At 71.2% G+C, this 19149-nt stretch carries 20 protein-coding genes; 12 read left to right on the top strand and 8 right to left on the bottom strand.

The genetic code is table 11. The features are described 5' to 3' along the window. Nucleotides 1–23 precede the first annotated feature (23 nt). The 3 genes from O9K63_RS14830 (at nucleotide 24) to O9K63_RS14820 (ending at nucleotide 3185) form a co-directional block, all read left to right on the top strand. Nucleotides 24–1541, top strand: coding sequence for a TM0106 family RecB-like putative nuclease (locus O9K63_RS14830; RefSeq protein WP_277239072.1), 1518 nt, complete (start codon nucleotides 24–26; stop codon nucleotides 1539–1541). Nucleotides 1542–1578: 37 nt separating this feature from the next. Beyond that, a complete protein-coding gene (locus O9K63_RS14825) occupies nucleotides 1579–2397 on the top strand; it encodes a DUF3152 domain-containing protein (protein ID WP_277239070.1) in 819 nt (272 codons plus the stop codon). 74 nt (nucleotides 2398–2471) lie between these two features. Next, a complete protein-coding gene (locus O9K63_RS14820; RefSeq protein ID WP_277239068.1) occupies nucleotides 2472–3185 on the top strand; it encodes a Crp/Fnr family transcriptional regulator in 714 nt (237 codons plus the stop codon). Nucleotides 3186–3211: 26 nt separating this feature from the next. On the opposite strand, the gene O9K63_RS14815 is transcribed toward O9K63_RS14820, so the two are convergent. Both O9K63_RS14815 and O9K63_RS14810 read right to left on the bottom strand, forming a co-directional pair. Then, entirely contained in the window at nucleotides 3212–5155 is a 1944-nt protein-coding gene (locus tag O9K63_RS14815; RefSeq protein WP_277239066.1) for a heavy metal translocating P-type ATPase, read from the bottom strand. 35 nt (nucleotides 5156–5190) lie between these two features. After that, a complete protein-coding gene (locus O9K63_RS14810; RefSeq protein ID WP_277239064.1) occupies nucleotides 5191–5427 on the bottom strand; it encodes a heavy-metal-associated domain-containing protein in 237 nt (78 codons plus the stop codon). Between the two features lie 143 nt (nucleotides 5428–5570). Between O9K63_RS14810 and O9K63_RS14805 the strand changes: the two genes are divergently transcribed. The 7 genes from O9K63_RS14805 to O9K63_RS14775 are packed head-to-tail and all read left to right on the top strand — an operon-like array spanning nucleotide 5571 to nucleotide 12312. Beyond that, the gene (locus O9K63_RS14805) at nucleotides 5571–6815 is read left to right on the top strand and encodes an MFS transporter (protein WP_277239062.1); all 1245 of its coding nucleotides are present in this window, start codon (nucleotides 5571–5573) and stop codon (nucleotides 6813–6815) included. Nucleotides 6816–6863: 48 nt separating this feature from the next. Next, nucleotides 6864–7979: a PQQ-dependent sugar dehydrogenase gene (locus O9K63_RS14800; protein ID WP_277239060.1), complete on the top strand. Its 1116-nt coding sequence runs from the start codon at nucleotides 6864–6866 to the stop codon at nucleotides 7977–7979. A gap of 43 nt (nucleotides 7980–8022) precedes the next feature. Next, the gene (locus O9K63_RS14795; RefSeq protein WP_277239058.1) at nucleotides 8023–8670 is read left to right on the top strand and encodes a hypothetical protein; all 648 of its coding nucleotides are present in this window, start codon (nucleotides 8023–8025) and stop codon (nucleotides 8668–8670) included. Between the two features lie 8 nt (nucleotides 8671–8678). Next, nucleotides 8679–10136 carry a plasmid pRiA4b ORF-3 family protein gene (locus O9K63_RS14790; protein ID WP_277239056.1) on the top strand — a complete coding sequence of 486 codons (1458 nt, stop codon included), beginning with the start codon at nucleotides 8679–8681 and terminating at the stop codon, nucleotides 10134–10136. Continuing rightward, a complete protein-coding gene (locus O9K63_RS14785; RefSeq protein ID WP_277239055.1) occupies nucleotides 10136–10429 on the top strand; it encodes a hypothetical protein in 294 nt (97 codons plus the stop codon). The genes O9K63_RS14790 and O9K63_RS14785 overlap by 1 nt, the downstream gene beginning before the upstream one ends. 48 nt (nucleotides 10430–10477) lie before the next feature. Next, nucleotides 10478–11284 (top strand): HAD-IIA family hydrolase, encoded by an 807-nt coding sequence (locus O9K63_RS14780; protein WP_277239054.1) that lies wholly within the window; start codon nucleotides 10478–10480, stop codon nucleotides 11282–11284. After that, complete coding sequence (locus O9K63_RS14775; protein ID WP_277239052.1) at nucleotides 11281–12312, top strand: MsnO8 family LLM class oxidoreductase; 1032 nt, start codon at nucleotides 11281–11283, stop codon at nucleotides 12310–12312. The genes O9K63_RS14780 and O9K63_RS14775 overlap by 4 nt, the downstream gene beginning before the upstream one ends. Here the strand turns inward: O9K63_RS14775 and O9K63_RS14770 are convergent. The 3 genes from O9K63_RS14770 to O9K63_RS14760 form a co-directional block, all read right to left on the bottom strand. Next, the gene (locus tag O9K63_RS14770; RefSeq protein ID WP_277239051.1) at nucleotides 12248–12646 is read right to left on the bottom strand and encodes a hypothetical protein; all 399 of its coding nucleotides are present in this window, start codon (nucleotides 12644–12646) and stop codon (nucleotides 12248–12250) included. The genes O9K63_RS14775 and O9K63_RS14770 overlap by 65 nt on opposite strands. Continuing rightward, nucleotides 12643–13689, bottom strand: coding sequence for an SDR family NAD(P)-dependent oxidoreductase (locus O9K63_RS14765; RefSeq protein ID WP_277239049.1), 1047 nt, complete (start codon nucleotides 13687–13689; stop codon nucleotides 12643–12645). The genes O9K63_RS14770 and O9K63_RS14765 overlap by 4 nt, the downstream gene beginning before the upstream one ends. A 101-nt stretch (nucleotides 13690–13790) precedes the next feature. Beyond that, nucleotides 13791–14894, bottom strand: coding sequence for an FUSC family protein (locus O9K63_RS14760; protein ID WP_277239047.1), 1104 nt, complete (start codon nucleotides 14892–14894; stop codon nucleotides 13791–13793). Between the two features lie 188 nt (nucleotides 14895–15082). On the opposite strand from O9K63_RS14760, the gene O9K63_RS14755 reads away from it, so the two are divergent. Both O9K63_RS14755 and O9K63_RS14750 read left to right on the top strand, forming a co-directional pair. Beyond that, nucleotides 15083–16231, top strand: coding sequence for an ArsO family NAD(P)H-dependent flavin-containing monooxygenase (locus tag O9K63_RS14755; protein WP_277239045.1), 1149 nt, complete (start codon nucleotides 15083–15085; stop codon nucleotides 16229–16231). Between the two features lie 147 nt (nucleotides 16232–16378). Then, nucleotides 16379–16942 carry a DUF2231 domain-containing protein gene (locus O9K63_RS14750; RefSeq protein ID WP_277239043.1) on the top strand — a complete coding sequence of 188 codons (564 nt, stop codon included), beginning with the start codon at nucleotides 16379–16381 and terminating at the stop codon, nucleotides 16940–16942. Nucleotides 16943–16968: 26 nt separating this feature from the next. On the opposite strand, the gene O9K63_RS14745 is transcribed toward O9K63_RS14750, so the two are convergent. From O9K63_RS14745 to O9K63_RS14735, 3 genes are read right to left on the bottom strand one after another with little or no spacing between them, the layout of a single operon-like run. Next, the gene (locus O9K63_RS14745) at nucleotides 16969–17229 is read right to left on the bottom strand and encodes an SHOCT domain-containing protein (RefSeq protein ID WP_277239041.1); all 261 of its coding nucleotides are present in this window, start codon (nucleotides 17227–17229) and stop codon (nucleotides 16969–16971) included. Between the two features lie 46 nt (nucleotides 17230–17275). Continuing rightward, nucleotides 17276–18748, bottom strand: coding sequence for a multicopper oxidase family protein (locus O9K63_RS14740; protein ID WP_277239040.1), 1473 nt, complete (start codon nucleotides 18746–18748; stop codon nucleotides 17276–17278). After that, nucleotides 18745–18975 carry an SHOCT domain-containing protein gene (locus O9K63_RS14735; RefSeq protein WP_277239038.1) on the bottom strand — a complete coding sequence of 77 codons (231 nt, stop codon included), beginning with the start codon at nucleotides 18973–18975 and terminating at the stop codon, nucleotides 18745–18747. Before O9K63_RS14735 ends, O9K63_RS14740 begins: the two co-directional genes overlap by 4 nt. Nucleotides 18976–19149 lie beyond the last annotated feature (174 nt).

Raw genomic sequence — 19149 nt, 5'->3', positions numbered from 1 at the left:
TGCTCCCTCGTATGGTCGGGTCCATGCACTACCCCCTGCTGGACGGCGTCCCCGGTCCCCCGACGATCACCTCGGGTGACCTGCGGACCGGTCGTCGCTGCGAGTTCGGCCTGCTGGTCGAGGCGGACGTCCGGCTGGGACGCCGGGAGGCGGTGCCCAGCGCACCCGACGCAGTACGCGACCGCTTCGGTGCCGCCGGCCGGGAGTGGGAGACCGAGGTCACCCGGCGTCTCACCCAGGAGCACCCCGACGGCGTCCGGGACGCGCGCGGGCTCGACCACGAGGCGACCCTGCGGCTGCTCGCCGACCCGAGCGTGCGTCTGGTGCACCAGGCCCCGGTCCGCAGCGGCCGCTTCACCGGCCGGGCCGACCACCTGCTGCGCGGCGACGACGGCCGGTGGATCGTCGCCGAGACCAAGCTGGCCCGTTCCGCCCACGCCCACGCGCTCGCCCAGGTGGCGGCCTACGCCGAGGCGCTGCGGGAGGCGGGGGCGCCGGTGGCCCCCTTCGTCCGGCTCTACCTCGGGGACGGGTCGGTCGTCGACACCCCGCTCGAGGACGTCACAGAGGACCTCGCCACCGTCCGGTCACGCGTCCTCGAGGTCCTCGAGACCCATCTCGGTGAGGGCGCGCCGGTGGCGTGGGGCGATCCCCGGTGGCGGGCCTGCCTGCGTTGCGACGCCTGCCGGGCCGAGCTCACCGCGTCCGGTGACGTCGGGCTCGTCGCCGGCGTCTCGGCGCACCGGCGGCGCCTGCTCCTGCACGCGGGCGTGACCACGGCCGCGGCCCTGGCGCAGCGCACCGAGCCCGTCGAGGGGCTCGAGCCGGAGGACCTGGCCGCGATGAGCGCCCAGGCCCGGCTGCAGCTGGTCGAGCCGACCCGGGACCAGCCCCTCGCCTTCGAGGTGCACACCCCGGCGGCCCTGCCGGCGCCGAGCCCGGGAGATGTCTTCTTCGACTTCGAGGGCGACCCGATGTGGCGCGACGGCTCCGACGACGATCCCGGCCTGGAGTACCTCTTCGGGTGCCTGACCACGGACGACGGCGAGCGCTTCACGCCGTTCTGGGCGCACGACCGCGCCCAGGAGCGCCGGGCGCTCGTCGACTTCATCGACTGGGTCGCTGAGCGGCGCCGGCGTTGGCCCGCCATGCACGTCTACCACTACGCCGGGTACGAGCAGACCGCCCTGATCCGGCTCGCCAACCGTCACTCCGTGTACCGCGACGAGGTCGCCGCCCTGATCGACGACGGCGTGCTCGTCGACCTCTACGCGGTGGTGAGGGCCTCTGTGCGCGTGGGCAGCCCGTCCTACTCCATCAAGCGCCTCGAGCCGCTCTACATGGGCGCCGACCTGCGCGACCCGGACGGCGTCACCGGTGGCGGCGAGTCGATCCTCGAGTACCAGCGGTACCGCGACGCCGTCGCCGAGGGCGACGCGGCACTGGCCGCCGATCGCCTGACCGACCTCGGCCAGTACAACGAGTACGACTGCCTGTCCACGCTGCGGCTGCGCGACTGGCTCCTGGCCAACGCGGCGTGAGCCGCACCACCCCGTCGAGGCATCTACCCTGATGCCCGTGGACTCGTCCGACCTCGCACCCAGGGACCGTGGGCAGGCACACCGCCGCCGGGTGGGTGTCGCCCTCGGGGTGCTCGTCATCGTCGGGGTGCTGCTGGTCGCCCTGCGCCCCGACCGGGACTCGGGCGCCGCTCCCGTGGCCACGTCGACGACCTCCCCGCCATCGGCGGATGCCGGCCCGCCGAGGACCCCGTCGACATCGGCGTCCTCCTCCACCTCCGCCAGCCCCAGCTCGCCGACCCCGACGCTGCCGGACTACCGCACCACCGGGACCTTCGAGACCGCGCAGGGATCGGACCGCGTGCGTGGCACGTCCGGCCGGCTGATGACCTACCAGGTCGAGGTCGAGAAGGGGTCGGGCGTGAGCGCAAAGGAGTTCGCCACCGCCATCGACGCCACCCTGCGCAACCCCCGCGGCTGGACCGCCGGGGGCAGCTGGCGCTTCCAGCGGGTCTCGGGGGGCGAGCCCGGCCTGATCATCCGGCTCGCGACCCCGGACAGCGTCGACGAGCAGTGCGCCGCCGCGGGAGCCAACACCCAGGGCTACACGTCCTGTCGCGCCGGGCGGTACATCCTGGTCAACCTCGACCGTTGGTACATCGGCGTCCCGCACATCCCGGACCTCGAGCTCTACCGCCACTACCTGATCAACCACGAGGTCGGACACGGGCTGGGCAAGGGCCACGAGGCCTGCCCGGGCAAGGGCCGGACGGCGCCCGTCATGCTGCAGCAGACCCTCGGCCTCGACGGGTGCGAGGCCAACGCGTGGCCGCGCGACACGAAGGGCGAGCTGGTCACCGGTCCCCCGACGGACTGACGCCGCGACCACCGGACCTGCGGGGAGGTCCGACCCCCTCCCCTTCGCTGCCTATGATCGACGTGGAGGTGGACGTGACCCGCACCCAGCCGCCCGTCGTCCACGCGCAGTCCGAGGACCTGTGCGTGGCCCGAGTGCCGATCTTCCAAGGCCTCGGCCACGAGCAGCAACGGGGCGTGGCCCAGCTCGCCCGCCCGCGCCGGCTGGCGAAGGGGGAGCAGGTCTACGCCGCCGAGGAGGCGTCCTCCCTGCTGCTGGTCCTGCACACCGGGTCGATGAAGATCTCCAGGGTCAGCGTCGACGGCTTCGAGCACGTCATCCGCGTGCTTCGGCCCGGTGACTTCGTGGGTGAGTCGGCCTTCCTCACCGGCCGCACCCCGGACCACTTCGCGACGGCCCTCGAGCCGACCTCGATGTGCACCTTCCGGCACGAGGACCTGGAGCAGCTCGTGCGGACCCACCCCTCGATCGTCCTGCGGATGCTGGCGGACGTCAGCCGGCGGCTGGGGGACGCCGAGACCCGACTGACCGCGCTGATCTCCGGCGACGTCAGCTCCCGGCTGGCCGACTACCTGCTGTCCCTGCCCGGCTCCCCGACCGAGGGGGGCACCGCGGTGCGGCTGCCCCTGGCGAAGAAGGACATCGCCTCCCTGCTCGACACCACGCCCGAGTCGTTGAGCCGGCAGCTGCGCCGGCTGCGGGAGTCCGGGGTGGTCGTCGGTCACGGCACCCGGGAACTGGTGATCCACGACGTCGACGCGCTGCTCGAGCTGGTTGCCCAGGTCTGAGCGGCGCGTCGACCGTGCCGGGCGGATCACCCGGGAGTGACCACTCGTACCTCCCGGGTCCCGGTCGCCCCGATCAGGGTGGCCGCCGGGGGCCGAGCACCCGGCTCGCGGCGGGGGCGCAGCAGCCGCATCGCGTTGGCGATGACCACCAGGACCGAGATCTCGTGGACGAGCATCCCGACGGCCATGGTCACGCCGCCGAAGAGCACGCCGGCCAGCAGTGTGGCGACGGTGACCAGGGCGACCACGACGTTCTGCCGCATGTTGTTGACCGTGCGGCGGGCCAGGGAGACCGCCTCCGGCAGCTTGAGCAGATCGTCCTTCATCAGCGCGATGTCCGCGGTCTCGATCGCCACGCCCGTCCCGGCCGCGCCCATCGCCACACCGATGTCGGCGGTGGCCAGCGCCGGCGCGTCGTTGACCCCGTCGCCGACCATGGCCACGGTGCGGCCCTGCCGCTGCAGGTCAGCCACGGCCTCGAGCTTGTCCTCCGGCAGCAGCCCGGCACGGACCTCGTCGACCCCGACCTCCAGTGCCACGGCTCGGGCGACCTGCTCCACGTCACCGGTCATCATGACGACCTTCTCGATGCCCGCCTCGTGCAGGCGGCGGATCATCTCGGGCGCGTCGTGGCGGATCCGGTCCGCGACGGCGACCACGCCGACCGCCTGCCCGTCGCGGGTGACCACCATGGGGGTGCGTCCGGCCTCGGCCAGCTCGGACACCGTCCGGGTCGCGGCCGCGGTGTCGACGACCCCCTCCATCCGCGCCAGGGCCACGTTGCCGACCCCGACACGGTGCCCGTCGATGGTGGCGACGATGCCCTTCCCGGCGATCGGTTCGGTGTCCTCCGGCAGCCCGTGGACCGCCATCCCGGCCTCCACCGCCGCGGCGAGGATCGGGCGCGCCAGTGGGTGCTCGGACCCGGCCTCAGCACGTGCGGCAAGCAGCAGCACGTCATCGCGGGTGGTGCCCGGGTCCAGCGTGACCACGTCCGTCAGCCGGGGCCGCCCCTCCGTGAGGGTGCCGGTCTTGTCCACGGCGACCGCGTCGACCCTCGCGGAGGTCTCGAGGAACTCGCCTCCCTTGATGAGGATGCCGTCCTTGGCGCCGCGACCGATGCCGGCGACGATCGAGACGGGGATGGAGATGACCAGCGCACCGGGGCAGCCGATGACCAGCAGCGTCAGGGCCAGCACGAAGTCCTGCGTGGCCACCCCGATGACGACCGCGAGCACGATGATCGCCGGGGTGTACCAGGCAGAGAAGCGGTCCATGAAGGCCTGCGTCCGCGCCTTCGCATCCTGGGCCTCCTCGACCCGGTGGATGATCCGGGCCAGCGTGGTGTCTGCACCGACGCCCGTCGCCTCGACCTGGAGGAACCCTCCGGTGGAGATCGTGCCGGCGAAGACCTCGTCGCCCTCGACCTTCTCGACCGGGATGGACTCGCCCGTGATGGAGGCCTCGTCGAGGGCGCCGGTGCCGCCGGCCACCAGGCCATCGACGGGCACCTTGGAGCCGTTCTTGACCAGGACGGTCTCGCCCGTCGCCACGTCGGCGGCGGGCACCTCGACCTGTCGGCCGCCGCGGATGACGACGGCGACCTCGGGGGCCACGGCGACCAGCTCGGCCAGGGCCGAGCGGGTCCTGCTCAGCGTCGCCGACTCGAGGGCGTGGCCCACCGCGAAGAGGAAGGTGACGGCCGCGGCCTCCCAGTAGTTGCCCACCAGGATCGCGCCGACCGCGGCGACCGCCACGAGGAGATCGATACCGATCACCTTGGCGGTCGCCGCGTGGTAGGCCTTGACGACCACGGGGGCGCCGGCCACGACCGCGGCGGCGATCATGAGGGCGTCACCCCCGACCGAGGCGCCGACCAGTCGGTCGAGGATGAGGGAGGCCAGGATCGCCGGTCCCGAGATGATCGGGATCGTCCAGCTGCCCTGCAGCCGGGTGCGCAGCGCGTTCATGGTGCGTCGTTCCTCTCCGTGCGGGTGTCGTGGTGTCAGAAGGCGGCGGGGCGGGCGGTGTAACCCGCCCTGGCCACGGCGGCGACGAGGTCGTCGGTGGTCGCGACCGAGGGGTCGTGGACGACCACGACGCGGGCGGTGGCGAACTGCACCTTCACCGACTCGACTCCCTCGAGCCGACCGACCTGCTTCTCGATCTTGGCCACGCAGGAGGGGCACGAGAAGCCCTCTGCCCTCAGGGTGGTGGTCGTGGTCCTGGCGGTGGTGGTCACGGTGTGTCCTTTCCTCGGTGACCGGCCCCTCACGGGCTGGCACTGATGAAGTTACGGACTCTCCCGTGGCCCTTCCTTGACCCGGATCAAGTCCGCCACGCCCGGATTGGACGGAGCGTCGTGGCGTGCGCGAGAGTTCGCTCATGACCACAGGTGACAGGAGCACGAGCACTCCACAGGCCACGGCGGCGGTCCGTTCCTCGACGCCGTGGGTGATGCTGGCGATGGCCACGATCGGCTTCGCGGTGAACTTCTGGGCGTGGGCCCTGCTCAGCCCGCTCGGCCCCCTCTTCCGCAACAACGGTCGGCTCGGCGAGATGAGCGAGCTGGACGTCTCGATGCTCGTCGCGGTGCCGGTCGTCGTCGGGTCGCTCGGCCGCATCGTCGTCGGGTCCCTCACCGACCGGTTCGGCGGGCGGCTGATGTTCCCCGCGCTGTCGGCGTTGACGATCCTGCCGGTCCTGTTCATCGGCTTCTTCGCGCTCGACTCCTACGCCCTGCTGCTCATCGCCGGCTTCTTCCTGGGTCTGGGTGGCACCGTCTTCGCGATCGGGGTGCCCTTCGTCAACGCGTGGTTCCCGCCGGCCAAGCGCGGTCTGGCCATCGGCATCTTCGGCGGGGGCATGGGCGGTACCGCGATCAGCGCCCTCACGACGGTCACCCTGTTCGAGATGGGGGAGGCCCTCCCCTTCGTCGTCACGGCCGTCCTGCTGGCCGTCTACGCCGTCGCCGCGTGGCTGATCATGCGCGACTCCCCCGGGCGGACGGCCCCGACGACCACGATGATGCAGCGCCTGCGGGCCAACATCGCCCTGCCGGTGACCTGGCAGGCCGGGATCCTCTACTCCGTCGCCTTCGGTGGGTACGTCGCCTTCTCGGTGTACCTGCCCGCGTACCTCATCACCGCGCACGGCCTCGACGCCGCTGACGCATCCTTGCGGATGGCCGGCTTCGTCGTCCTCGCGGTCCTGATGCGCCCGGTCGGTGGCGCCATGGCGGACAAGGTAGGGGCGATCCCCGTCCTCGGCGTCGTCTACGCGGTCACCGCCGTCTGCGCCGCCATCGCCGCCGGCAACCCGCCCCTCAACGCCGGCGGGACGGTGGCGTTCCTCGCGATGGCAGCCGCCCTCGGCGCGGGCAGCGGTGCCGTCTTCGCGCTCATCGCCCAGGTGACCGAGCCGTCGCACGTCGGTGGTGTCACCGGCCTTGTCGGTGCCGCCGGCGGTCTCGGTGGGTTCGTCCCGCCGCTGATCATGGGCTACGTCTACGGCCGGACCGACTCCTACGCAATCGGCCTGTGGTTGCTGGCGATCACGGCCGCACTCACTCTCGCGCTGACCTTCGCTCCCGTGCGCCGGCTCGCGGCGTCGGTGGGGCAGGCGCGCTGACCTGCCGAGGCCGTTCCGCTCGGCCCCGAAGGATGACACCGTAGGGGCATGACCCGTCGTGGACGTGCCGCCATGGCCGTCGGTGCCCTGACCACGGCCCTGCTGGCCGGCTGCACGTCCGGTGGGGCACCCCCTTCGTCCTCCTCCACGAGCTCCTCGTCCGCGAGCTCCTCGTCCACGACCTCTCCGCCCACGGCCGCCACGGGGGGCGGTGCGGAGACGACGACCGTCGCGGAGGGGCTCGACGTGCCGTGGTCGGTCGCCTTCCACGACGGGACGGCATTGGTGAGCGAGCGCGACTCCGGCGACGTCCTCGAGCTCGACGACTCCGGCGCCTCCCGGGTCGTCGGGACGGTCCGCTCGGCACAGGCCCGGGGCGAAGGGGGCCTGCTGGGTGTCGCAGTCCGCGACGGCATCCTCTACGCGTACCTGACGACGGACTCGGACAACCGGATCCTGCGTCACGACCTGACCGGCGAGGCGGGTTCGCTCGGCCTCGGCGAGCCGGAGGTGGTCCTCGACGGGATCCCGGCGGCAGCCGTCCACAACGGTGGTCGGGTCGCCTTCGGCCCCGACGGGATGCTCTACGCGACCACGGGCGACGCCGGCGACGGGGAGAACGCCCAGGACCTCGACTCGCTGGGCGGGAAGATCCTGCGGATGACGCCGGACGGGAGCGTGCCGGACGACAACCCCTTCGACGGGTCGCTCGTCCACAGCTACGGGCACCGCAACCCGCAGGGCATCGCCTGGGACGAGGAGGGGACGATGTACGCGAGCGAGTTCGGGCAGAACACCTGGGACGAGCTCAACGTCATCGAGGCCGGCGCCAACTACGGCTGGCCCGAGGTCGAGGGCATCGGCGAGGGCGAGGAGTACGTCGACCCGGTCCAGCAGTGGGAGCCCGCCGAGGCCAGCCCGAGCGGGATCGCGGTCGCCGATGGGTCGATCCACATCGCGAACCTGCGCGGCGAGCGCCTGCGGCAGGTCCCGCTCGATGACCTGGACTCGTCCACGGAGCGCTTCGTCGGTGAGTACGGCCGGCTGCGGGACGTCGTGACCACGCCCGAGGGGGCGCTGTGGGTGCTGACGAACAACACCGACGGGCGGGGTGATCCGGGGCCGAGGGACGACCTGATCCTCGAGCTGCCGACGACGGACTGAGAGGGGGGCCGACCGTCCTGCCCGACCACATAAGGTCGGCCCCATGGAGAACGACGAGCCGGGCCTGTTCGACATGGCGGCACCCGAGCCACGGGCGCCACGCCGACGTCCCCACCGCGGGCGAAACCGCGAGACGTGGGTGCGCACGGTCACCGCCGAGGTCACCATCATCGACGCAGCCACCCTCGACCGAGCGGCACAGGACGCGGAGCGCAACGCCGTCTCCATCGACCTCGGCCCTGTCCCCGACGAGGAAGACATCGGCACGGCCTACGAGGAAACGCCTGGCAGCTCCGTCGACCTGATCGCCGGGATGATCTGGGCCACCGACGGCCAGCACGACCTGATCGAGACCGGCGCCTTCCGGATCAAGGAGATCACGTCCGAGGTGGTGGACGATTCCGGCACCTCGGGTGCCCTCTCGTGGTCCACCACGGTCACGCTCACCCACGTCGAACGGCTCCGTGAGCTGGCGACCCGGGCGCACCCTGCTGACGGTGCCCTGATCGAGGACGACCTCAAGGTCGCCTGGAACCACGCAGCCGACCCGTACGCGCCGATCCGGTCGATCCCCGGGATCGAGTGGCAGCCGCTCACGGTCGACGTCGAGCACCTACCTGCTCGACCTGAGCGCTTGCGGGCCAAAAGCAGTGACCACGGTGCTTCTGGCCGCCGTCCATCGAGTGATTGACTGGTCAGATGACGGCCGAGGACGACGCGAAGAAGTTGGTGGACCAGCTGCTGGCGGGCACATCGTCACCCGCCGATCGCCGTGATCTGCTCACGGATCTGCTCAACGCCGGCCGCTCCCCGATGATGGACCTGCTGGAGGAGCCCCAACCGGAGGTGCGCGCAGCTCCGGACATCACCCGAGGCTTCCGCGTTCGTCTCGACCTGCGCGGCACCAAGCCGCCGGTGTGGCGGCGCCTGGAGCTACCCGGCGATCTGACGCTGCCGCGCCTGCACGAGGTGATCCAAGCAGCCATGGGGTGGAGCGACAGCCACCTGCACCGGTTCCGCACGGGTGTCGATCGCCAATCACCCTTCTTCGTCACCAGCATCGACCTCGACGAGGGCGAGGACGGCGTGCGGGAGGACGACGTGCGTCTGGACCAGCTCGTGGCGGGCACGGGTGATCGACTCGGGTACGAGTACGACTTCGGGGACGACTGGGACCACGTGCTCACGGTCGAGGAGGTGCTCGACACGCCCCCTTCGCAACCACGGTGCACGGGCGGCCGGCTGGCTTGCCCACCTGAGGACTGCGGCGGCATCGGTGGCCACGACGAGCTCGCGCAGTGGGTCCGCAGTGGTCATGACGACGCGCTCCTGCCGCAGGGATTCGAGAACTCCGAGCACGGCCACAGTTGGCTGCCGCCGGGATGGCACCCGGACGAGTTCGACATCGACGAGGCCAATGACGCGCTGGCGATCGTCAGTGCCGAGCCCGCGGCGGTGACCGAAGAGCTCGGTGCCATGGTCGACCGGCTCTACCGTCGGGGCGACCGGAGCCTGCGGGACGTCCTCGCTCACCCCATCTCGCACGAGCCGCCCGAGATCAGCGATGAAGACGCTGCTCGCCTCACCGAGACCTACCGGGTCTTCCTCGAGACCATCGGCGCAGGGGTGAAGCTCACCCAGGCGGGATACCTCCCGCCGGCGATCGTCAAGACATTCGCCGAACGAAGCGGTGTCTCCGCGTGGTTCATCGGGAAGACGAACCGGGAGGACCTCACCTGGCCCGTCCAGGAGGTGCGCGAGACCGCTCGTGCCCTCGGCCTCGTCACCGTGCGCAAGGGACGGTTGACCCCGACCGTCAAGGGGGCGCGCGTACTCAATGATGACCGCGCCCTGTGGCGGCACATCGTGTCGCGGTTGCCGCTCGGGACGAAGGACATCGACCACGACGCCGGCTGGCTCGCTCTGGCCGTGGTGGGCAGCGGCACGCCCGCCGAGAACTGGTCAAGCAGGATCAGCGACCTGCTCGCCCGTCTCGGGTGGCGCACGGATCACCCCGTGTACTGGCTGCCTCCGGCTACCAGCCCGACGCTCTTCGTCTTGGAGCTCCTCGCCGGGTCAGCGCGGACCAGTCGCCTGATGACCGGTGTCGATGCTGCCGTCGCAGCCACCGCTCGAGCCGTGACGAGGAGACCCTGATGTCGGGCAAGGCGGAGCGGCGTGCTGCGCGCGAGGCGGTTGCGCGCTACCACGAGACGAATCTGGCCGAGCTGGTTCGGTATGTCGGTGATGCGGTGGACCGGTTTCGCGCAGGCGAGCTCGATGCGTTCGAGGTCGACGAGGTGATCTTCCAGTACAGCCGGTCCGCGAAGGAACTGTGGAAGTTCTGCAACCTTGGGGGCGATGTCGAGTTCACGGCCTCCTGGATCGATGACGGCGACGCACCGATCGACTGGTGGGAACGCGGCGCCCCACGGCGCCGCCGGCCGTGATCCGGAAGCCCCGCGCACGAAGCCGACGCCGACCTCTAGCCTGTGGTCATGACCGACCAGCCCGTCGACAGCTGGCTCACCGACATGGACGGCGTGCTCGTGAGGGAGCAGCAGGCCATCGAGGGTGCGTCGCAGTTCCTCAGCGAGCTGGAGCGGCTCGACCGCCCCTACCTCGTGCTGACCAACAACTCGATCTACTCGCGTCGGGACCTGCGGGCCCGCCTCCTCACCTCGGGTCTCGCCGTGCCCGAGGAGCGGATCTGGACCTCGGCCCTGGCCACCGCCCAGTTCCTCTCCCAGCAGGCCACGGGCGAAGGGGGCAGCGGCACCGCCTTCGTCATCGGCGAGTTCGGTCTCACCGGTGCGCTGCACGAGGCGGGGTTCGTCATGAGCGACCGCGATCCCGACTTCGTCGTCCTCGGCGAGACCCGCACCTACTCCTTCACCTCGATCACGCAGGCGATCCGTCTCGTGCTGGGCGGTGCCCGGTTCATCGCGACCAACCCGGACACGACCGGGCCGTCGCCGGACGGGCCGATGCCCGCGACCGGGTCCGTGGCGGCGCTGATCACCGCCGCCACGGGCGTGCAGCCGTACTACATCGGCAAGCCGAACCCGCTGATGATGCGCTCGGCGCTCAACGCCATCGAGGCGCACTCCGAGACCACGGTGATGGTCGGGGACCGGATGGACACCGACATCGTGGCGGGCATCGAGGCGGGCATGCGCTCGACGCTGGTGCTCTCCGGGGTCACGCGGCACGAAGAGGTGACCCGGCACCCCTTCCGCCCGACGTGGGTGGTCGACTCGATCGCCGACGTGGTGCCGATGGTCGGGGAGCTCGCGGGGAGATGACCCTGTCCGTCCCCGTGTCCCTGCTGGACCGATCGCGGACCCGGGCCGGCGAGCCGGGTGGTACGGCCCTGCGGGCCACGGTCGAGCGCGCGGCGCGCGCGGAGGGGCTGGGCTTCCACCGGTTCTGGGTGGCAGAGCACCACGCCGTCCCGGGTATCGCGAGCGGCAGCCCACCGCTGCTGATGGCCGCGATCGCGGCCAGCACGCAGCGCATCCGGGTCGGCTCGGGCGGCGTGATGCTGCCCAACCACCGACCGCTCGTCGTCGCCGAGCAGGCCCGGATGCTCGCAGCCCTGTACCCGGGTCGGGTCGACCTCGGGGTCGGGCGGTCGCTCGGATTCACCGCGCCGGTCCGCGACGCCCTCGGTGTGCACGCGTACCCGCCGGAGCAGTTCGCCGAGGACCTGTCCGCCCTCGTGGACTTCCTCGACGACGCCGGCCCGGTCACCGCGATGCCGAAGGGGGTGCCGTCGCCTCCGGTCTTCGTCCTCGCCACCGGCTCCGGTCTGGCTGTCGCGGCGGAGCGGGGCCTGCCCGTGGTCGTGGGCGGGCCCGTGGTGTGGGCCGACGCCGCGCCGCTGTGGGACTACCGCGATCGGTTCGTCCCGAGCCCTGCCTGTCCGGAGCCGTACGTCCTCGTCAGCGCCGACGTGATGATCGCCGACTCGTCGGCGCGGGCCCGGGAGCTCGCGCTGCCGGAGGCCTGGGCCATGGTGGAGTCCCGCACGACCGGCGCCTTCCCACCCCTGAGGTCACAGCCGGCGATGGCGCTCACCGGCCGGCAGCAGGCCGCGGTCGACGAGCACCTGGCCCGCGCCGTCCACGGCACGGCAGAGGAGGTCCTCGACGAGCTCGGCGCACTGATCCGTCGGACCGGTGCCGACGAGCTCCTGGCCTGGGTGTCCACGCACGACCGTGAGGCCCAGGACCGAAGCGACGCCGCACTCGCGACCATGGCCCCGGTCAGCTCGCCTCGGGCAGATCCCCTCCCAGCGCGGCCAGGAAGCTCTCCGGATCGGAGGGGGTGAGCGTGGCGTTGGGGTGCGTGATCAGGCCCATCGGGTCGATCGCCGTTACGGGCCTGTGGAACTCCAGGCACACAGCACGCTCCCCGTTCGTCGCGAACGTGACGCCACGGTCCGCCAAGGACAGGTGCGCCGGACCGGCCGTCTTGATGAAGGCGAAGCCACCGGTGATGGTGGCATTGGCGATGTTGTCCAAGGAGGTTCGCAGGCGCCACGGGCCGAAGTGCACTGACAGCCGGTCGCCGTCGATCGCAGCCCAGGCCGTCCTCGGGTTCACGCCGAACGGCAGGCCGGCAGCGCGGTAGGCACGGCTGAAGGCGAACTCGAAGCGAGTCATGGGCTCATCCCGTCCGTGTGCTGTGGATCGTCGCCGGTATCGGACGCGTCGGGGGCAGCGCCCGGTCCGTGGGTGTCCGTCCTCGTCGCGACGAATGGCGAGGGCTTGGTCTCATTCGTACGGCGGGCGACGCGATCACCCATCACCGTCAGGGTGTCGACGACCCGCCGGGGCACGGTGCGCAGGCCGGTCCGGGCGTGCATCCCCTCATGGATGTCGACATCGGCCCCGGAGGGCAGCGCCCGGTTGACCAGGCCCATCAGGCGCGTGGTGGTTGCCGGGGCCAGGCCCGCGACCCGCCTGCCGATGTGTGCCATCGGCGTCAGGGTGACCATCGGATCACCCGCAAGGACGCCCTGCACCATCCGTCGGGCCGCCTTGTCGGCATCCATCGCGACGAGCGGCAACGAGGCCCCGGGGCCGAACCAGGCGAACTCGGCCCCGGCGTCACCGGTGAACTGGGCGTGCAGGTGGGAGCCGGTCCGCATCAGTCCCGGGACGATGGTCGTCGACGTCACGCCGGTGCCCGCCAGCTCCGCCGACAGTCCCTGCGAGAAGCCGACGGCTCCGAACTTGGCAGCGCTGTAGGGCAGCAGGTGCGGGACACTGACCACGCCACCGATCGAGGTGACCGTCCCGATCCGGCCGAAGCCACGATCCCTCATCCCGGGCAGGACGGCGAGAGCCAGGTTGATCGGTCCGCGCAGCATGATGTCGATCGCCTCGTCGAACCTGTCGGCCGTCATCGCGGCCAACGGCCCGACCTGGATGATGCCCGCGACGTGGATGGCGACGTCGAGGGGCCCGTGCTCGCGCTCGAGACGGGCCACGAGGTCGGTGACCGCCGCGCGGTCCGTGACGTCACAGACGTACGACCGCACCGCGGCGCCTTCGCCCGCGAGCTGGGTCACGGCCTGCTCCAGCTCTGCGGCGTCACGCGCGCAGATGGCCACATCCAGCCCGCGGTGGGCGAGTTCGCGGGCCACGAGCAGGCCGAGCCCGCGTGAAGCACCCGCGACGAGGGCGGTCCGGGCCCGGCTCATCCTCGGGCTCCGCGGACCTGTCGGGCTCCAGGTGCTTCGATCATGGCGGTACTCCTGTCGCGACGTCGCTGTGGCAGGCACCTACCCCGTCCGCTGCGGCTCTAACTCCCGAGAGACAGAGTGCGGTGGGATGCCTCGCGCGCCTCTCGGTCCGACGCGACGTCGTCGACGATGACGGCGATGTGCCGCATGCTCGACAGGAGCGAGCCGTAGAGCGGCCAGGACTCCTTGGGCAGGTCCGCGTCGTCGGACATCTCCCTGGCCAGAGCGGTCAGCCGGTCGTGGACCGGCTCCACGTCCGCGTCCGGATCGGCGATGGCCCGACCCGCGTCCCGGACGATATGGGTCCAGCGCTCGCGGAACCGCTCGTCCCAGGCACCCTCCGCGTATGCGGCCTCGTGCAGGGTGCGGGCGAGGTGGCGCAGGTGTGAGATCCCCTCGTCGACGCGGGACAGGATCTCCTCGTAGCCGACGTCACGGCCCACCGCCCGCCCAGGGCCCCCTCGACCCAGTCGCTGCCGCGGATTCGCGAGCCTGCTCTCGCGAGCGAACCTCACGGACTGCCAGGCGGTGTTGAGCTCACGCGTCATCGACTCGGTCTCACGGCGCCACGAGTCGGCCTGGTCGGTCTCCCACGACGACGCGAACTCATCGGCCATGTCGACCAGGACATCGCCCATCCGGCGATTGATGCTGTCGACGTAGCGCGCAGCCTGCTGATCGCGCAGGGGTGGGATGACCAGCAGGTTGACCGCGATCCCGATACCGACACCGACGCCCACCTCGACGAGACGGTCGAGCAGCAGCGGTTGTTGCTCGGTGAAGCCGCTGCCGAGGACGAAGATCGCCGTGGTCGCGATCGCCACTCCCTCGTCGCGGATCCACGAGATCCGGGCCCCGGCCAGTCCGACGAACAGGGCCAGGGCGAAGGTCCACACGCTCACGCCGAGGTAGGCACCGATCAGAAACGACAGGCCGACCCCGACCGTCGACGCAATCGTCGTCTGGACGCCGCGCGAGAGCGAGCGGTGGACCGTGGCGTGGACGGTCAGCAACGCGGTCCACGGAGCCAGGAAGGCCAGCGAGGAGTCGAGGATCCTGACCGAGATCCACCACGCCAGCGTGCCCGCGGCCATGCTCTTGAGGATCTGCAGCAGGTCGGTGGTGAACTCAGGACGTCGCACGACCTCTTGCACTCGAACCATGGCTGCGATTCTGCACGATCGCCCGGCGATCCGGGACCGCGGACCACAGTGGCCACATCTCCACGGCTGCTGTCGCGTTCACGTACGTGCTGCGCCTTGATGATGCGGTCGGTTGATCTGCCACCACGCTCCGCCCCGCCGACCTGAGCCGTCGATAGCATGTGGCCCTTCGCGCTGAGAGGACTTCGATGACGTCTCCCTCGACGGATGCCACCGTCCGGACGGTCGTGGTCGGCGCCGGCCAGTCGGGGCTCGCCACCGGCTTCTACCTGCGGCGCTACGGGCTGGAGCCCGGTGTCGACTTCGTCATCCTGGACGCCGCCGACCGGCCCGGGGGCGCGTGGCGGCACATGTGGGAGGGCTTGCGTCTCTTCTCCCCGGCCAGCGCCTCCGCCCTCCCCGGATGGCCCATGCCGCCGTGGGACGACGCCGCGAAGGGATACCCACCCGCCCGCCATGTCGTGGACTACCTCACCCGGTACGAGGAGCGGTACGACCTGAAGGTACGACGTCCGTTTACGGTCACCGCGGTCGAGGACCCCGACGACGGCTCCCGAAGGCTGCTGGTCCGCGGGTCCGGAGGCACGATCGCGACCGAGACCGTGGTCTCGACCACTGGGACCTGGGCCCGGCCCTTCTGGCCGACCTATCCGGGGATGGCGAGATTCACGGGTCGCCAGCTCCATGCGGCGCAGTACCGACGGCCGGAGGACTTCGCCGGGCAACGGGTCGCGATCGTCGGCGGGGGCAACTCCGCGGCCCAGGTCCTCGCCGAGGTCTCGACGGTGGCCACCACGGTGTGGGTGACCGTCCGGGAACCGCGCTTCTTGCCCGATGACCTCGACGGGCGCGCCCTCTTCGCCACAGCACGTCGGCGCATCGAGGCGCTCCAGGAGGGGCGCGAGGACCCGGGGATCGGTGGGCTGGGCGACATCGTCATGGTGCCCTCGGTGCGTCAGGCGCGCGATCGAGGTGTGCTCGAGGCCCATCCGGCCTTCGCCGAGCTCACCGAGCACGCCCTCGTCTGGGCGGACGGCTCGAGTCGCGAGGTGGACACCGTGATCTGGTGCACCGGATTCCGCCCGGCTCTGCGCCACTTGCGTCCGCTGCGACTGCGGGGCGAGGACGGCCGGGTCGCGGTCGGCCGCACCCCCGGGACACAAGCCCTGGACGACCCACGGGTCTTCCTCGTGGGCTACGGCGACTGGACGGGGCCCGCGTCGGCCACTCTGGTCGGCGTGGGCCCGTCGGCCAGGGCGACGGCGGCCGTCATCGCCGGCGCCGACCGACCGGGAGCGGGGTCGGCGAAGCGGTCCCGGACCAACTCGCCCTCCTGACCGTCCGAGGGTCGTCCGGCAGGTGTGCACGCGGGGTCGCGAGCACCGCAAGTGTTCCCCATGCGGTTGCCCTTTCCCACACCGAGGAGCACCGTGGAGACGAGTGCGCCGATGACGTCGCACCACCCATCTCGTCGAGGAGCAGGCATGGCCACCCACCCCGCTGCACCCACGATCGTGCGCTGGACCCAGCGGCTCGAGGACGCCGCCGGGCTCGACGGCCCGGTGCAGGCACTGGAGCCCCACATCCGCACCGCCTTCGGGTCCGGGACGCGGGGAGCGGTCCTGCGCGGCGACTGGCTCGGTCATGCGCTCCACCCCGTGCTCACCGACGTCGTCCTCGGGACGTGGATCTCCTCGAGCGTGCTCGACCTCGTCGGGCGCGGCCAGTGGTCGGCCCCGGCACGGACACTCGTCGGCACCGGCATCCTCGCCTTCGGCCCAACCGCCTGGACCGGGTGGGCCCAGTGGTCGGAGGCAGGCCCCCGCGACAAGCGGGTCGGCCTCGTCCACGCCGTCGTCAACGCGGCTGCGCTCAGCGCCTATGCCGGTTCCTGGGTCGCCCGGCGACGCGGTCGCGACGGCGCCGGGGCGCGATGGGCGCTCCTCGGCGCAGCCGTCTCGGGAGTCGGTGGCTACCTGGGTGGTCACCTGACGACGGGCCGAGCCGTCGCGACCCACCACCCCGCCTTCGACGGCCGGGTGGGGTGACAGCGGCGGGGCGCCGTCAGGAACTGCTACTCGTCGACATCGCCTCGGAGGTGTCGCAGTCGTTGGTGGTACTCCTGATCATCGATCTCGCCGCGGGCGTAGCGTTCGTCGAGGATCTCGCGCGCTCGACTCCGGCCACCCTCACCCCTCGGCGACTCACCGGACCCTCCGCCCGGGCCCGGAGTCCCCGAGGACTGTCGCAGCAGGAACACGACGAGGACCACGACACCGACGATCAGCAGGGGCCAGACCCACATCATGCCCATGCCCCATCCGTTGCCCATCATCGTCCTCACCTCTCGCGATCGTCGGGACAGTTCGTGTGCATCACCGTCAGTCGGCTCGGACGGTGCCCATCATGCCCCGGTCCTCGTGGTCGAGGATGTGGCAGTGGTAGACGGTCCTGCCGCCGAAGTCCTCGAAGGCGACCCGGACCTTGATCCGGCCCCTGGCCGGGACGTTGACCACGTCGAGCCACAGCGGTTCGGACACCTGCTGACCGTCGGCCTCGATCAGCTGCATCGGCCAGACGTGCAGATGGAAGGGGTGGTCGAGCGGGCTGTCGTTGCCGATGGTCCACTCCTCGACCGTGCCGAGGCGGACCTGCTGGTCGGTACGGTCGGCGTCGAACTCCCGGCCGTCGATGGTGAAGCTCATCGGACCACCTCCTCCACCACCCATCATCCCACCCATGCCCATCTGGAAGGTGAGGGTGCGCTGTCGGGCCACCTCCTCACCCCGAAGGTCCCGGGGCCTGCGTCGAGGGATGTCCCGGCTCACGGCATCCCCGGGGCCGACCTCGAGGTGGGCCAGCGTGTGGGGCTCGTCCTGCCCGGGCCCCGGGCCGTCCCCGTCCATCATCATCCCGCCCATCATCCCGCCCCGGTCCACGGGACGCGCGACGAGCCGGCCGCTGCCGGCAGCCGGGTCCACCACCATGTCCAGTCGGTTGCCGGGCGCCAGGAGAACGTCGCCAAGCGCCGTGTCCTCGGCGAGTCGCCCCACGTCACGACCCACGACGCGCGGCTCCTGCCCGGACATCTCGAGGACGAGGTAACGAGAGGTGCACGCGTTGACCACCCGCCAGCGCTCCCGCTCACCCACGTGCGCCCGCAGGCGGGGCTCGCTCTGGCCGTTGACCAGGACGAGCTCACCCTGACGGCCCATCATCTGCTCCTGTATCGACGGCGTGACCAGTGAGCCACCGGCGTCCAGGGTGAGGTCGGAGACCACCAGCACGCGTTCCCGGTCCACGTCGAGGTCCTCCTCGGGGTCCTCGACGATGATCGCGCCGTACAGGCCGCCGAAGACCTGATCGGCGACGTTGCCGTGGTGGTGCGGGTGGTACCAGTAGGTACCAGGCGGGTGATCGTCCGGCAGCCGGTACTCGTACTTCTGCGTCTGTCCCGGTTCGACGGCGAGGAAGACGTTGTCACCACGGCCCTCGGGAGAGACGTGCAGACCGTGCACGTGGAGGTTGGTGACCTCATCCAGGCGATTGACCAGGTCCAGCTGCACTGTGTCCCCGGGCCGCAACCACAGCGTCGGTCCGGGAACCCCGCCGTTGTAGCCCATCGTCCGTGCCTGCCGTCCCGCCACCTCGTGGGTTCCGAGTCCGGCCTCGAGCCGCGCCTGGAGCCGGCCATCGCGGCTGCGCAGCGCCTTCGGCTCCGTGAACGACTCGCCACCCGACGGGTCCAGGGTCGAGGAGGTCAGCTCGCGCCACAGGCCGGTACCGCCGACCGCGGTTCCGACCAGGCCGAGCCCGCCCATCGTGAGTGCCCCACGGCGGCTGATCGGCTTCATCGGTCGGCTCCTTCGAGAACACGGCGTCGACGTTGGTACTCCTCGTTACTCAGCTCACCGGCCGCGTAGCGCTCGTCGAGGACCCGAAGGCCTGCCCCACCCCGTCCGGGCCGCGTGACCGTCGCTCGCTCCGGACCCGCGAGGCCCCCCGCAAGCACCCGGACCGCGGTGACGGCCAGCAGTACCAGCCCCACGGCCAGCAGGGCCCCGTAGAGGACGACCATCATGCTGCAGACCTCCCAGGAGTGGGTTCGTCGGACGCTTCCAGCATACCCAGCCGGGTAAACGTACCAACTCTTCCCACCCAAGCGTCACCCCGTCAGCCAGGCCCGGAGGTGTCGATGAATCACGTTCACTTCATCATTTCATACAATGACGTATTCTCACCTCGATCCGTCTTC

Source organism: Janibacter cremeus (assembly GCF_029395675.1).
Lineage (GTDB): Bacteria > Actinomycetota > Actinomycetes > Actinomycetales > Dermatophilaceae > Janibacter > Janibacter cremeus_A.
This window is presented reverse-complemented; position numbering and strand designations above follow the sequence as displayed.